The sequence below is a fragment of the Lysobacter firmicutimachus genome, from assembly GCF_037027445.1.
GTDB classification, from domain to species: Bacteria; Pseudomonadota; Gammaproteobacteria; order Xanthomonadales; family Xanthomonadaceae; genus Lysobacter; species Lysobacter firmicutimachus.
The window spans coordinates 316,786-330,762 of the sequence record NZ_JBANDL010000002.1 but is presented as its reverse complement, the minus strand read 5'-3'; the positions used below and the strand labels follow the sequence as shown (position 1 = coordinate 330,762).

11 protein-coding genes are annotated in these 13,977 nt (G+C 70.2%); 7 read left to right on the top strand and 4 right to left on the bottom strand.

Features of this window, described 5'->3' with window-relative positions; genetic code table 11:
* The first annotated feature begins 96 nt into the window (after positions 1-96).
* Positions 97-1,083: an alpha/beta fold hydrolase gene (locus tag V2J18_RS01560; RefSeq protein ID WP_064746526.1), complete on the top strand. Its 987-nt coding sequence runs from the start codon at positions 97-99 to the stop codon at positions 1,081-1,083.
* Positions 1,084-1,132: 49 nt separating this feature from the next.
* On the opposite strand, the gene V2J18_RS01555 is transcribed toward V2J18_RS01560, so the two are convergent.
* A complete protein-coding gene (locus tag V2J18_RS01555) occupies positions 1,133-1,621 on the bottom strand; it encodes a hypothetical protein (RefSeq protein ID WP_141233338.1) in 489 nt (162 codons plus the stop codon).
* 167 nt (positions 1,622-1,788) lie between these two features.
* Between V2J18_RS01555 and V2J18_RS01550 the strand changes: the two genes are divergently transcribed.
* The 3 genes from V2J18_RS01550 to V2J18_RS01540 all read left to right on the top strand — a co-directional run bounded on the left by V2J18_RS01550 (position 1,789) and on the right by V2J18_RS01540 (position 4,451).
* Positions 1,789-2,493: a response regulator gene (locus tag V2J18_RS01550; RefSeq protein ID WP_064746528.1), complete on the top strand. Its 705-nt coding sequence runs from the start codon at positions 1,789-1,791 to the stop codon at positions 2,491-2,493.
* Positions 2,494-3,861 carry an ATP-binding protein gene (locus V2J18_RS01545; RefSeq protein ID WP_064746529.1) on the top strand — a complete coding sequence of 456 codons (1,368 nt, stop codon included), beginning with the start codon at positions 2,494-2,496 and terminating at the stop codon, positions 3,859-3,861.
* An 80-nt stretch (positions 3,862-3,941) separates the two neighbouring features.
* On the top strand, positions 3,942-4,451 hold the full coding sequence (locus V2J18_RS01540; RefSeq protein WP_141233339.1) for a hypothetical protein: 510 nt from the start codon (positions 3,942-3,944) through the stop codon (positions 4,449-4,451).
* Positions 4,452-4,455: 4 nt separating this feature from the next.
* Here the strand turns inward: V2J18_RS01540 and V2J18_RS01535 are convergent, their stop codons facing one another.
* Entirely contained in the window at positions 4,456-5,052 is a 597-nt protein-coding gene (locus tag V2J18_RS01535; RefSeq protein WP_336130696.1) for a TetR/AcrR family transcriptional regulator, read from the bottom strand.
* Between the two features lie 140 nt (positions 5,053-5,192).
* On the opposite strand from V2J18_RS01535, the gene V2J18_RS01530 reads away from it, so the two are divergent.
* The 3 genes from V2J18_RS01530 (at position 5,193) to V2J18_RS01520 (ending at position 11,430) form a co-directional block, all read left to right on the top strand.
* Entirely contained in the window at positions 5,193-5,450 is a 258-nt protein-coding gene (locus tag V2J18_RS01530) for a hypothetical protein (protein ID WP_186442507.1), read from the top strand.
* Between the two features lie 362 nt (positions 5,451-5,812).
* Complete coding sequence (locus V2J18_RS01525; protein ID WP_064746532.1) at positions 5,813-9,814, top strand: non-ribosomal peptide synthetase; 4,002 nt, start codon at positions 5,813-5,815, stop codon at positions 9,812-9,814.
* A 350-nt stretch (positions 9,815-10,164) separates the two neighbouring features.
* Entirely contained in the window at positions 10,165-11,430 is a 1,266-nt protein-coding gene (locus V2J18_RS01520) for a patatin-like phospholipase family protein (RefSeq protein ID WP_064746533.1), read from the top strand.
* A 7-nt stretch (positions 11,431-11,437) separates the two neighbouring features.
* On the opposite strand, the gene V2J18_RS01515 is transcribed toward V2J18_RS01520, so the two are convergent.
* Together V2J18_RS01515 and V2J18_RS01510 are read right to left on the bottom strand one after the other, a co-directional pair.
* Complete coding sequence (locus V2J18_RS01515) at positions 11,438-13,096, bottom strand: phosphoethanolamine transferase (protein ID WP_336130695.1); 1,659 nt, start codon at positions 13,094-13,096, stop codon at positions 11,438-11,440.
* Positions 13,093-13,875 (bottom strand): phosphatase PAP2 family protein, encoded by a 783-nt coding sequence (locus V2J18_RS01510; RefSeq protein WP_064746577.1) that lies wholly within the window; start codon positions 13,873-13,875, stop codon positions 13,093-13,095. The genes V2J18_RS01515 and V2J18_RS01510 overlap by 4 nt, the downstream gene beginning before the upstream one ends.
* Positions 13,876-13,977: the final 102 nt, after the last annotated feature.

Below are 13,977 nucleotides of genomic sequence, written 5' to 3'. Positions count from 1 at the left end.
GTCATGCGACCATCACCTGCCGCGTCATTGTCGCCATGACCGGCGCCGCCGATGCTTTGCGTCAACGCAACGCCCCCCACGGGCATCGGAGACGCAATGAACCGCAGAACCTTTCTTGGATTCGGACTCGGCGCCGCCGGCACCGGTCTGCTCGCCGCTTGCGCCGGCGGCGCGCCGGTACGCGCACCGGCGTCGCTGAGCACGGCGAAGGCCTGGGACGCCGCCGGCTTCCACGCCGCGCGCCGCTACCTGCCCAGCGCCTTCGGCGAGATCGCGGTAGTCGAACGCGGCCGCGGCCCGGCCGCGCTGTTCCTGCACGGTTTCCCGCTCAACAGCTTCCAGTGGCGCGGGGTCATGGCCGCGCTGGAAGGCGAGCGCCGCTGCATCGCCGCCGACTTCCTCGGCCTGGGCTACACCCGGGTCGCCGACGGCCAGAGCGTGGCGCCGGCGGCGCAGGTCGAGATGCTCGCCTTCGTGCTCGACACGCTCGGCGTGGACAGCGTCGACCTGGTCGCCAACGACAGCGGCGGCGCGGTCGCGCAGCTGTTCCTGCTGAAGTATCCGCAGCGCGTGCGCAGCCTGTTGCTAACCAACTGCGATGTCGAACCCGACAGCCCGCCGCCGGCGCTGATGCCGGTGATCGAGGCCGCGCGCCGCGGCCGTTTCGCCGAAGACACCTTCCCGCCGCAGTTGGCCGACAAGAATTTCGCCCGCTCGGCCAAGGGCATCGGCGGACAGTGCTACACCTACCGCTATCAGCCCAGCGACGAAGCCATCGACACTTACTTCACTCCGCTGGTCGAATCGGCGCGGCGCAAGCGGCTCACCGACGCCTACGCGCTGGCGCTGGACCCGAACCCGCTGGCCGGCATCGAAGCCGGGCTGCGCCGGAGTCGGGTTCCGGTGCGGGTGGTCTGGGGCACCGGCGACGACATCTTCTCGCCGGCCAGTCCGGATTACCTGGACCGGGTGTTCCCGAACTCGCGCGGCGTGCGCCGGGTCGAGGGCGCCAAACTGTTCTATCCGGAGGAGTTTCCGCAGTTGGTCGCGGAAGAGGCGTCGCGCTTGTGGGAATCGGTTTGAGCGTGGCATCGGCCGCGTCCTGACCGGCTCAGGACGTGGCCGTAGCTCGCTAACGCCGCCGCGGACAAGGCGGCGGCGATACCTGATGCATGCGTTCGCCGCCTTGCGACCAGCGTGGATCGAGCCCCGCCCGTCCGGCGACCGTGGCGCGCAACCGCGCCAAGGCCTTGGCATCGCCGGGGTAGTCCCATCCCAGATAGAGCAGGTCGGTATGGCCGACCTGCAACTCGGGCCGAGCCGTATCGGCCGCCACCAGATAGTAATGGCCTGGGTCCAGGCGCAATCCGCAACACTGGGGATTGCCCGAGTAGCGGATCGTTACGACTTGTGCGTCCCCGCGCAGGCGCTCCACGATCTCGATGCGGCCGCGCAAGGAATAGCCGCCTTTCGCAGGCTGCAGCGCCTCGACCGAACGCAAGCGCATCACGAATACCTGCGGCGCCGTCCGCATACGACTTTCGTCGATAGGCCGGACGCATTCGCAGGCGGCCGCCGGCTTCCACGCCGTTGCAACTGACATCAGTAACGCCATCAACATGACGCATCTCATGTGCATGTCGCGCGTTCCGGGTTCACGATTCTATTCGAGACGATACAACACCGCAGCGTTGCCTGACGCGCGGCACAACGCCAGTTGTGTTTGTTTGTATCGCCCAAACGTGCTGTATCCGCCGGCGCTACCATGCCGGCTCGCATGAGGTGGCCATGAACAAGGTCCTGCTGATCGAGGACGACGCCCGACTGGCCGGGTTGATCTCCGAGTATCTGCTTCGTTACGACTTCAAAACTTCGGTGGTGCTGCGCGGCGACCAGGCCCTCAACGCCATCGACGACGATCCGCCCGACGTGATCGTGCTCGATCTGATGTTGCCCGGCATGGACGGCCTCGACGTGTGTCGCCAGATCCGCAAGCGTTCGGCCGTGCCGATCGTGATGCTGACCGCGCGCGCGGACCTGTTCGATCAGGTCACCGGGCTGGAGGTCGGCGCCGACGACTACGTGCTCAAGCCGGTCGAGCCGCGCTTGCTGCTGGCGCGCTTGCGCGCGGTGCTGCGGCGCAGCCAGAGCGCTCCGGCCGCGGCCGCGACGCCGTCCAGCCTGCTGCAGTACGGCGGCCTGCAGATCGACCTGACCGCGCGCCAGGTGCGTTGGCGCGGCGAGGAGATCGATCTCAAGACCGCCGACTACAACCTGTTCGTGATCCTGGCCCAGGCCGCCGGCCGCGTGCTCAACCGCGACGAGTTGCTGCGGCGTTGGCGCGGCATCGGCTTCGACGGCGTCGACCGCACCGTCGACGTCAGCATCTCGCGCCTGCGCAGGCACTTCGGCGACGACGCGCAGGAGCCGCGCAAGATCAAGACGGTGTGGGGCCGCGGCTATCTGTTCAGCCCGATCGCCTGGGAGGACTGAATGCTGCCGATGCTGGTGCGGCTGTACCTGACGGTCGCCGGCCTGCTGTTGTGCTCGCTGTTGCTGGTGCAGCAGGCCTTCCCGCACCTGTTCCCGGAGCCGTACGCGCAATCGGCGCGACAGGACTTCGCCGGCGAGCTGCGCTTGCTGCGCGAGCGTCTGCGCGGCGCCGACGGCGCCGAGCTGCGCCGGCGCCTGGCCGAACTCGACCGCGACCTGCCCGATCGCTACCGGCTGCTCGGCGCCGCCGAAGTGGAGGCGCTGTCGGTGCCGGTGCGCGGCCAGCTCGCGGCGGACGGCAGCGCCGGCGACCATCTCGGCAGCGACCAGCATCGGGTCTACCTGCGCCTGGACGGCGGCCAGGTGGTGCAGATCGGCTACGTCGAGGACGACTACACGGCGCGTTACCTGGCCTACGTCACCGTGCTGGGGCTGATGCTGCTGGCCTTGTTGCTGTGGTTGCAGCCGCTGTGGGGAGACCTGGAGCGCCTGCGCGAAGCCGCCGAACGCTTCGGCGACGGCGACCTGGAGGCGCGCGCGCCGTTGCGCGGCGGTTCCTCGATCCGTCAGCTGTGCGTGTACTTCAACAACATGGCCGACCAGATCGGCCGCCTGATCCAGTCGCAACGCGACCTGGTCAACGCCGCTTCGCACGAACTGCGCACGCCGATCACCCGGCTCGAGTTCGGCCTGGCCAACCTGTCCGATTCGCTCGACGATCGGGTCGCCCGCGCGCGCGTGCACGCGCTGCGCTGCGACGTGGAGGAACTGGACCTGTTGGTCGGCGAACTGCTGACCCTGGGGATGCTGGAGCGCAACGGTGCGCGCGCGATGCTGGAACAGGTCGAGGCCGGCGCTTTCCTGCGCGCCTCCGCCGGGCTGGCCGCGGAAGAACTGCGTACCCGCGGCACGGCGATCGACTGGGTGCTGTCGCCGGCGCTGGCCGAAGTGGTGGTCGAGCCGCGCAGCTTCGCCCGCGCCTTCTCCAATCTGATGCGCAACGCGTTGCGCTATGCCGACGGCCTGATCCGGGTGGTGCTGGAACCCGATGGCGCGGGCTGGCAGCTGATCGTCGAGGACGACGGCGTCGGCATTCCGGTCGAGGACCGCGACCGCGTGTTCGAACCGTTCTATCGGCTCGACCGCAGCCGCGACCGCGCCACCGGGGGTTTCGGCCTGGGCCTGAGCATCGTGCGCCAGGTGATCGACCGCCACGCCGGAGACATCCGGGTCGAGGCCTCCAACCTGGGCGGGGCGCGGTTCGTGATCCGCCTGCCGACGCATCAGCCCGGCGAGCTGCGCGCGGCCTCGGCCCCGGCACGCGATGCCGCCGGCGAACCGCTCAGCCACGCCTTCCACCTGCAATGAGCCGGGCCTGACCCGTTTCGCCGGGACAACACGTTAGCTGTTTCGCAGGCCGTCCCCACGACCCGGCCGCAGGAGCTCGCATGCATACGGACATGAACGCGTACGCGCCGGACGCCACCGGTGCGGATATCGACCCCGCCCTCCCATCGCACGCCGACCCGACGGCGCTCGACGACGTGGAGGCCCGCGCCCTGGATCTGGCCAATCAGGCCATCGCCCATCAGGTCAATGGCGAATCCGGCGAGGCCGCGCGCCACTGGCGCGAAGCCATCGACCTGGCCGATCGCGGCCTGCCGGGCGACCCGATCCGCTACTGGCTGCGCAGCGGCCTGGCCGAAGCCTGCTTCCGGCTGGGCGACGATGCCGCCTGCATCGCCGCCGCGGCCATCGCCCGGGCCTGGGCGCGCCAGCAGCAAGCCCCGGCCACCGCGCTGTGGCTGGGCCAGGCGCTGTTCCGCAGCGGCCGGGTCGACGAGGCGCTGGATGCGCTCGGCGAAGCCCAGGCCCTGTCCGGCACCGCCTTCGCCGGCGCGCTCGACGAGCGCCATCGCGAGGCGATCCTGGCGCGCATGGCGGCGCTGGCCGCCTGAGCGTTCAGAACCGCGCCCACCATTGCACCGAGCGCTCGAAGTAGCCGCACAGGATCTGCGCCAGACGGCGCCGGTCCGGCGGCTCGCCGCAGAAGATCGCGCGGTCGACCGCACTGTGCATGGCGTTGAAGAAGATCACCGCGGTCAAGCGCGGGTCCGGCGCGGCCCAGACCCGCGCCGCGATGCCGCCTTCGAGCAATTCGACCAGCTGGTCGATCGCCGGATTGTCCTGCATCGCATGCCGGTGGTGATGGCCCGGGCCGTGAAACAGCGCATCGTGCAGGGCGAGCCGGTCCAGATAGCCGTCGACCGCGCCCTGCACCCAGGCGCGCAGTCGCGCGGCCCAGTCGCCGGGGCGGCAGCGGTCCATGGCCCGGGCCAGCTCGCCGAGGAACTCGGCGACGAAGCGCTGGCGCAGCGCCGACAGCAAATCTTCGCGGCTGGGGTAACGATCGCGCAGTGCGGCCGGCTCGACGCCGGCGGCCCGCGCGACCTCGGCCAGGCCCAGGCGCTGCGCACCGCGGGTCAGCAGCAAGCGCTCGGCGTGGTCGAGCACGGGATCGTCCGCCGGCACGGCGGAGGCATGGGATAGCGCGGACATGACCGCCCCTCGGATGAGAATCGTTCTCATCATAAAATATTCTCCGAGGCCGTGCGGAAATGCCCGGGAGCGCGGGCGCGACCGGTATCGACGACCGCGGATCGCGATCTCCGCCGCGCCGGTTTCGAGGCCTGCGGCGGATGCGTTCGGCGAACTGCGCCGCGTTCGCGGATTTTCCGCCGCGGAAAAATCTTTGCCCGGACGAGGAAACCCGATCGAAGCCGTCGCGACGCAATGGTGAATCCACCCCCATCGCCGCCGATGCGCCGGCCAGCGGATTTTCCGTCGAGAAAAATAGCCGCGAAAATCGCCGCGCGACGCGCAGTTGCGAGCTGGCGGTTGTAGAAAAAACTTCACATAGCGGTCTTGTGATCCGGCTCTCACCGCCGCCACCGTAAATACTCGACTTGTGATCCGTCTCTCACCCGTCTTGATGGACATGAAATCCACGCTCAGGGATATTGATTCCGCAGGCACTCGACGGATCGAACGTACGAACGCCTGCATTGGGCGGAACGCATAACTACTCGAGCCCGGCGTGCGCGCGCAAGCGCCACCGCCGCGACGCAACGGGCTCTGCCCCGGCGCCATGCGCCGCGGCCATGACGGTATTTGATTCGTAACGGACATGGAGAGGGGGCCACTCGCACGACGAGCTGGCCGCAGGATCGCGCGCGCCGAAATCCTCGCGTCGTCGGGCCCCGGGCCCGTCGGCCGCCGGGGGCGTGCGGCCGGGCGGCCGCCTCAAAGGACGCGTACCATGAACGAATCCAACGCCAACGCCCTGCCCTTGACCACCGCCCAGCGCGGCTTGTGGGTCGGACAGAAGATCGCCTCGCTCGAAGCGACCTTGAACATCGCCGAGGCGGTGGAGATCCACGGCCCGGTCGAGCCGGCGCCGTTCCTGCGCGCCCTGCGCCGCTTCACCGAAGAGGCCGAGAGCACCCGCGTGCGCATCGTCGAGCGCGACGGCCTGCCGTACCAGATCGTGCGCGAGACCACGGTGGCGGAATTCCCCTATCTGGACTTCAGCGGCGAACCCGATCCTCGTGCGGCGGCCGAACGCTGGATGCATGCGGACATCGCCAAGCCGGTCGATCTGGCGCACGATCCTTTGTGGGTCGGCGCCTTGTTCAAGTACGCCGACGATCTGTATTGCTGGTATCAGCGCGCGCACCACACCGTCTACGACGGTTTCAGCGGCGGCATGGCGGCCAAGCGGCTCAACGAGCTGTACCTGGCCTATCGCGACGGCGTCGAACCGCCGCCGAGCGGTTACGGCACGCTGGCGTCGTTGGTCGAGGCCGAAACTTCGTACCGCGACTCCGAGCGCTATCGGCGCGATCGCGAGTACTGGCTGGAACAGCTCGCCGAGCTGCCCGAGGCGGTGACCCTGGCGCGTCGCCGGGTGCGCAACAACGGCGGCCTGCGCCGCGCCAGCGGCCAGGTCGGCAACGATGTGCGCGAGCGCCTGGCGGAGATCGCGCGCGATTGCGGCGTCAGCCTGCCGCAGGTGCTGATCGCGCTGATCGCCGCCTACTATCATCGCGCCACCGGCGCCGAAGACCTGGTGTTCGGCATGCCGGTCACCGGCCGGGTCAATCACGCCATGCGCAGCACGCCGGGCATGGCCGCCAACGTGGTCGCGATCCGGTTGAAGATGCACGCCGACATGAGCATGCCGGAACTGTTCGCGCAGGTCTCGCGCGTGGTCAAGCAGGCGCTGCGTCATCAGCAGTACCGCTACGAAGAGCTGCGCCGCGACCTCGGCCTGCTCAACCCCGACCAGCACATGGCCTGGCTCGGCATCAACATCGAACCTTACGACTACAACAACTTCCTCGGCCATCGCGCCAGCGCGCGCAACCTGCACAACGGTAGCGCCGAAGACCTGACTGTGTTCGTGTTCGACCGCCTCGACGGCCAGGGCCTGAGCCTGGACCTGGACGCCAATCCGACCCTGTATCCCGAGAACGAACTGAACGAGCATCTGCGTCGGCTGTTGCGCCTGATCGATGCGGTACAGGCTGATCCCGGCCTGCGGCTGGGCGAGATCGACATCCTCGGCGACGACGAGCGCGACCGGTTGCTGCGGCGCTGGAACGACACCGCAGCGAAACCGGCGCAGGCCACCGCGCTGGAGCAGTTCGAGCGGCAGGCGGCGGCGGCGCCGGATGCGGTCGCCGTGGTGTCCGGCGATGTCGCGTTGAGCTATCGCGAACTCGACGCGCTGAGCACGCGCCTGGCCCGGCGCCTGATCGCGCGCGGCGTGCGCCCCGGCGATCTGGTCGCGCTGGCGTTGCCGCGCGACGAACGCCTGCCCGCCGCGCCGTATGCGGTGTGGAAAGCCGGCGCGGCCTACCTGCCGCTGGACCCCGAATCGCCGCGCGAACGCATGCTGCAGACCCTGGAGGATGCCGCGCCGCGCCTGTTGCTGACCGTGCCGGCGTTGGCCGGCGCCTTCGATGCCCGCGCGATACCGCTGCTGTGCATCGACGAAGCCGAGGGCGAGGAGGCCGCGGCCGCCGACGCTCCCGCTCTGCCGCGCGCCGCGCCGGATGCCTGCGCCTACGTGATCTACACCTCCGGTTCGACCGGCCGGCCCAAGGGCGTGGAGGTCGATCAGCGCAACCTGAGCAACTTCCTCGCCGCCACTCAGCGACTGTTCGCGCCCGGCCCCGGCGAACGCTTCCTGGCCCAGACCACGATCGCGTTCGACATCGCCTGCTTCGAACTGTTCCTGCCGCTGAGCGTCGGCGCGCGCGTGGTGATGACCGATGCCGAAACCGTGCGCGACCCGCTCGCCCTGGCGCGGCTGATCGAAGACCAGGCCCTGGACTACGTGCAGGCCACGCCCTCGCTGTGGCGCATGCTGTTGGCCAATCCGCGCCTGCGCCTGGACGGCGTGCATGCCTTGTCCACCGGCGAAGCCCTGCCGCCGGACCTCGCGCAACGCCTGGTCGCCTGCTCGGCCAAGGTCACCAATCTGTACGGACCGACCGAGACCACCGTCTGGGCCAGCGCGATCGAGCTGAGCGCGGACGACGTCGCCGACGGCGCGCCGCCCTCGATCGGCCGGCCGCTGCTCAACACCCGCGCCTATCTGCTCGATGCCGCGCTCAACCCGGTGCCGACCGGCAGCGTCGGCGAGCTGTACGTGGCCGGCGCCTGCGTCGCGCGCGGCTATCTGCGCCGGCCCGAGCTGACCGCCGAACGCTTCCTCGCCGATCCCTTCGTCGCCGGAGAGCGCATGTACCGCACCGGCGACCTGGCGCGCTGGCGCGACGACGGCGCGATCGAATACCTCGGCCGCGCCGATCAGCAGGTCAAGATCCGCGGCCATCGGGTCGAACTCGGCGAGATCGAGGCCCAGTTGGCCGCCGAGGCCGGCGTCGCCGACGTCGCCGTGGCCCTGCACACCGACGCGCTCGGCCACGCCCTGCTCGCCGCCTATGTGGTGCCGACGGCCGGCGGCGGCGTCGACGGCGAGGCCTTGCGCGCCCGACTGGCGCGGCGCCTGCCCGAGCACATGGTGCCGTCGGCCTATGTCGAACTGGAGCGTCTGCCGTTGACCGCCAGCGGCAAGCTCGACCGCAAGGCGTTGACGCCGCCCGAACGCAGCCGGCGCAGCGCCTACGCGCCGCCGCGCAACGAAACCGAACGCAAGCTGGTCGCGCTGTGGCAACAGATCTTCGGCCAGGAAGGCATCGGCATCCACGACAACTTCTTCGAACTCGGCGGCGATTCGCTGACCGCAGCCGAAATGGTCGCGGCGTTTCCGCAGCATTTCGGCAGCGAACTCGCGCTCGGCGCCCTGTTCGAAGGCTCGACCATCGCCGGGCTGGCCGCGCATCTGGAACGCAACGGTGGCGAGAACGATCCGCTCGGCGCGATGCTGGCGCTGCGCCCCGCCGGCGGCGCGCGGCCGCTGTTCTGCATCCACCCGGTCACCGGGCTGAGCTGGGCCTATGCGGCCTTGCTGCGCCATCTCGACGAGCACGTGCCGGTGTACGCGCTGCAGTCGCGCGGCCTGCGCGGCGGCGCCAGCCTGCCGGCCAGCATCGAAGAGATCGCCGCCGACTACGTCGCCCAGATCCGCCGGGTGCAGCCGCACGGCCCCTACCGCGTGCTGGGCTGGTCGCTGGGCGGGCTGGTCGGCCACGCGATCGCGGCCTTGTTGCAGCAGCTCGGCGAGCGGGTCGAGCTGCTGGCGATGATGGACTCCTACCCCTTCGTCGCCGATGCGGCCGAGGCCGGCGGCGAGGCCCAGCAGGTCGCGGCGGTGCTGAAGTTCCTCGGCTTCCACCAGCAGGCGCGCGACAACCCGCCGCAGGACATGCGCGCCCTGGCCGATCTGCTGTGCCGCGAATACGAGGTGTTCTCGATCCCGCTGGTGCAGGAAATCATGAAGGCCGATGCGCGCCTGATCGAGAACGTCAGCGCGATCACCCGCAACAACCTGGCCCTGGCGCGACGTTACCGGCCGGCGCCGATCGCCGCCGATGTGCTGTTCTTCAATGCCGGGCGCAAAGAGCACGTCGATCTGGACGGCCTGCTTCACTACCACGCCGGCGCCTGGCAATCGGTGATCGACGGCCGCATCGAGGTCCACGACATCGACTGCGATCACCAGTCGATGCTGGAGCCGCGGGCCGCGGCGCAGATCGTGCGGCTGCTGCGCGAGCGCCTGGAGCTGCGCAGCGAACCCGCACCGCTGCCGCCGCAACTGCATCCGGCCGAGTTCGCGATCGCGTTCTCGTGATCGACGGGAAACAGCGGCGCCGCCGTTCGGCAACGGCGGCGCCCAGGCTCCGCTTCGCGGGTGAGGGCCCGGTCGCATTATCCGTGCCTCACCGGAGCAGCGCCGCAGGCACGCCTCCTTTGGAAAGGGACCCGCGCCCGGCGGCGGTTCGAAGCCGGGACTGGCCGGCAGCGCGGGGATTCGCTCCTGCGCCCGACAGGACAGAGCGAGACCCGATCCCCCCTTTTTCAAAAGCGCGGCTGTGACGCGATTGCGCGCCGAACACGACGCCCCGTCCTAACCATCGCGACCGGCAACGCGCACAATAGGCGGCTCCGCGATCGCTCGCGCCGCAGGGACCGTCACAGGCGATGAAGAGCAGCGACGTCGAACTCGAACGCCTGCGTGTGCAGCGCGAGGCCAGGCGCGCCGAGCGCGCCGCCGACCCGGCCCATGCCGAGCAGCGCGAGGGCCGCGCGCTGTGCCTGTCCGGCGGCGGCTATCGCGCCGCGCTGTTCCACCTCGGCGCCTTGCTGCGCCTGCACGAGACCGGGCTGCTCGCCGGGACGACCATGTTCAGCTCGGTCTCCGGCGGCAGCATCGTCTCCGCCTGGCTGGCCTGCCGTTATCTGGATACCCGCCGCGAAGACGAATCCTTCGCCGCCTGGAACGACCGGATCGATTTTCGCGCCGTGGTGGTCGAACCGTTCCGCGACGTCGTCGCGCGCGACATCCGCACCCTGCCGGTGCTCGCCACCGTCGCCTACAACTGGCTCTGGCCCTCGCACCGCATCGCCCTGCTCGAGCGCCGCTATGCCCAGGTGTTCGGCGAACGCAGCCTGGACCGGCTGCCCGAAACGCCGGCGTTCGTGTTCTGCGCCACCGACCTGACCTTCGGCGTCAATTGGGAATTCTCCCGGCGCCGGGTCGGCGACTACCTGGCCGGCTACCTGCGCGACGGCGCGCGCCGGGTCGGCCTGGCCTGCGCGGTCGCGGCCTCGTCGTGTTTTCCGCCGGTGTTCGGCCCGGTGCGTTTCGACACCGCGCCCGGCGACTACCAGCGCGGCGACTACCGCGGCGACGACGGCGAAGCGCTGCGGCAGCGGATCGAACTCAGCGACGGCGGCGTGTACGACAACCTCGCCACCGAACCGACCCTGCGCCGCTACCGCGAAGTGCTGGTGTCCGACGCCGGCGGCCCGTTCGTGTTCGAGAGCCGGCGCTGGTGGCTGCGCCAGCTGATGCGCTACACCCAGGTGATCGGCAACCAGGCCGAGGCACTGCGCAAGCGGCTGTTCTTCGGCCAGGCCGCAACCGGCTCGCTGATCGGCGTGTACTGGGGCCTCAGCGGCGGCCGCGACGGCGGCGCCGACGGCTACAGCCCGGCCCTGGTCGCCGAAGTCATCGGCCGCATCCGCACCGACCTGGACCGCTTCCTCGACGTCGAGTTCGAGGTGCTGGTCAACCACGGCTATTTCTCCAGCCTCGACGCGATGACCCGGCACAACGGCTGGCCGGCCTCGCCGGCCGCGGCCTGGCCTTATCCGCAACGCGCCGACGAAGGCCGCGTGCGCCATTGGCTGCGCCACAGCCACAAGCGCGTGCTGCACCCGCGCTGGTGGGGCGGCGGCGAATGAACGCCGCTCAAGCCGGAGCGCAGGGCGCGAACAGGTCGAGTTCGCGCGCGTAGACCGAAGTCCGGACCTGCATCAGCCCGAGCACCGAGTGGAACAGGTTGTCGTGGCTGGCCGGCCGCAGCGCTTCGCGGCGCAGGCAGCGCAGGTCGAGCCCGCGCGAGGCGGCGAAACCGGGCGAGAACCACATCGTCATCGGCACCCGGGTCTGGGTCTGCGGCGCGATCGCATACGGCACGCCGTGCAGGTACAGGCCGTTCTCGCCCAGCGACTCGCCGTGGTCGGACACGTAGATCAGCGCGCTGTCGCGGCTGCCGTCCTCGGCCAGGGCGCGGATGCTGCGGGCGAGGAACGCGTCGGTGGCCAGGATCGCGTTGTCGTAGGCGTTGACGATCTGCTCGCGGCTGCAGCGGCCGAGCTCGTTGGTGTCGCAGGTCGGGACGAAGCGGCGCAGCTGCGCCGGATAGCGGCGGAAGTAGCTGGGCCCGTGGTTGCCGAGCTGATGCAGCACCACCACCGCATCGCCCGGCTGCGCGGCCAGGCGCTCGCGCAGGCCGCGCAGCATCACCAGGTCCGAGCAGCCCTCGGCATTGCAGTAGGCCGGATCGCTGTCGTGCTCGAAAGACTCGAACGCCAGTCCCTTGCACACGTTCTTGCAGCCGGTCTGATTGTCGCGCCACAGGGTGTGGATGCCGGCGTACTCGAGCACGTTGAGCAGCGATTCGCTGCCCTGGATCCGGCCCTTGTCGTAGTTGCGCCGGCCGAACGGCGAGAACATGCACGGCACCGAGACTTCGGTGCTGCTGCCGCAGGCGACGACGTCGGTGAAGTTGACCGGGCCGATCCGCGCCAGTTCCGGGGTGGTCTGGCGGGCGTAGCCGTTGAGCCCCCAGTTCTGCGCGCGCACGGTCTCGCCGACCACGATCACCAACAGCCGCGGCTTGCCGCCGGCCGGACGCGCGGCGATGCGGGCGTCGGTGCCGATCGGCGCGCGGCCGCGCACCTTGGAAGCCGAGTCGTCGAACGCGACCCGGGTCAGCGACACCAGGTAGTTGGCCGGGGTCACCAGGTGGCGCATTTCCTTGTGGTTGCGCATCAGCGCCGAGATGTCCTGGAACGCGCCTAGCAAGGCCAGCATCGCCAGCACCAGCGCCGCGGCCACCGCGACCAGGCGGCGCCACAGCGCCTGCGTCCACGGTCGCTCGACCACCCGCACCCGCCACAGCAAAAGCGCCGGCAGCACGCCGAACGCCAGCAGCGGCGGCAACAGTCCCAGGCTGAGCAGCTCGCCGGACTCGCGGCCGTCGGACTGCAGCACGTTGCGGATCATGCCGGTGTCCAGATAGACCCCGTACTGGCTCATGAAATGCGCCGCCGCGGCGGTGACCAGCAGCAGCACGGTCAACAGCGGCTTGAGCGTCCAGCGATTGAGCACGCTGGCCAACAAGGCGAAGTTGATCGCCACCACCGCCAGGCCGATGCAGGCGCCGACCCACAGCCCGCGCGCACCGTCGAGCGCGCCCGCGGCGGCGGCGGCGCGCCAGAACGCAGCGTTGGCGCAGCCGGCGAAAAACAGGCTGGCCAGCAGGGCCACGGTTTCGACGCTGGCCTGCGGCCGGTAGCCGATCCAGGCGGGCCAACGCGGCACGGAACGGGCGACGATGCTCATCGACCGACGCTCCGCGAACGCGGACCGATCGCCGCGGCCGGCGCCGGCCGCGCCATCGTCGCCAGATACAGGGCGAGCGATGCGAACCACGCGATCGCCAGACTCCACACGTCGTGGGACAGAAAGTGGGCGCCACGCAATTGCTGGCCGAAGCCGAACAACAGGCCGGAGCCGAGTCCGATCGCCAAGCCCAGCCAACGCCGGCGCGGCCGCACGGCGAGGAAGAAGAAATACAGCGCGACCCAGGCATAGCCGGCGCTGGCATGGCCGGCGGGAAAGCAGCGCCCGCGGCCGAGTCCCGCCGGACGCGCCGCCAGCCAGCCGACGAAGGGATGTCCGCCGCCGTAGCGCTGCAGATCCCAGGGGCAGTCCATGCCGGTCAGTTGCTTGAGTCCGGATACCAGTCCGACCGAGATCAACACCGCCAGCAACAGATAGCCCAGCGGGCGCCGCCACTCGTTCCGCCCCGGACGCAGGCGCGCGCCCAGCCACAAGGCCAGCACGCCCAGCCACGCCGCGGCGCTGGCGTCGCGGCCGAAACGGTGGATCAGGTGCTCGGTGAGGTAGGCGTTCTGCCAGGCCCAGCGCGCGCCTTGCCAGGCGTACAGCCGGTCCGCCCACCAGAAATCGCCGCCGGCGGCCATCGTCGCCAGGCTCGCTACCAGCAACGCCACCGCCGGCCAGGCCGCATGCCGGAGCAGGAAGCGCCGCGACGCTCCGGCCGCGCTGCGGGCCGGCCCGGCGACAGGATTCAGTGGAACGGTCGTAGTTTCGATCATCGGCAAGGGCGGCAGTCCGGACAGCGCGTCCGGCCCGGAGCGGGGATGCGGCATGATCGAAACCGCCCTGTCGGAGAGCGGTCGGAGCGAAGTTCCGCCGGC

Bases quoted from the DNA above. Each gene is read 5' to 3' on its own strand.
- V2J18_RS01530 (WP_186442507.1), top strand. From the start codon at position 5,193: ATGCGTTCGGCGAACTGCGCCGCGTTCGCGGATTTTCCGCCGCGGAAA.
- V2J18_RS01555 (WP_141233338.1), bottom strand. From the start codon at position 1,621: ATGTTGATGGCGTTACTGATGTCAGTTGCAACGGCGTGGAAGCCGGCG.
- V2J18_RS01545 (WP_064746529.1), top strand. From the start codon at position 2,494: ATGCTGCCGATGCTGGTGCGGCTGTACCTGACGGTCGCCGGCCTGCTG.
- V2J18_RS01525 (WP_064746532.1), top strand. From the start codon at position 5,813: ATGAACGAATCCAACGCCAACGCCCTGCCCTTGACCACCGCCCAGCGC.
- V2J18_RS01535 (WP_336130696.1), bottom strand. From the start codon at position 5,052: ATGTCCGCGCTATCCCATGCCTCCGCCGTGCCGGCGGACGATCCCGTG.
- V2J18_RS01550 (WP_064746528.1), top strand. From the start codon at position 1,789: ATGAACAAGGTCCTGCTGATCGAGGACGACGCCCGACTGGCCGGGTTG.
- V2J18_RS01520 (WP_064746533.1), top strand. From the start codon at position 10,165: ATGAAGAGCAGCGACGTCGAACTCGAACGCCTGCGTGTGCAGCGCGAG.
- V2J18_RS01540 (WP_141233339.1), top strand. From the start codon at position 3,942: ATGCATACGGACATGAACGCGTACGCGCCGGACGCCACCGGTGCGGAT.
- V2J18_RS01510 (WP_064746577.1), bottom strand. From the start codon at position 13,875: ATGATCGAAACTACGACCGTTCCACTGAATCCTGTCGCCGGGCCGGCC.
- V2J18_RS01560 (WP_064746526.1), top strand. From the start codon at position 97: ATGAACCGCAGAACCTTTCTTGGATTCGGACTCGGCGCCGCCGGCACC.
- V2J18_RS01515 (WP_336130695.1), bottom strand. From the start codon at position 13,096: ATGAGCATCGTCGCCCGTTCCGTGCCGCGTTGGCCCGCCTGGATCGGC.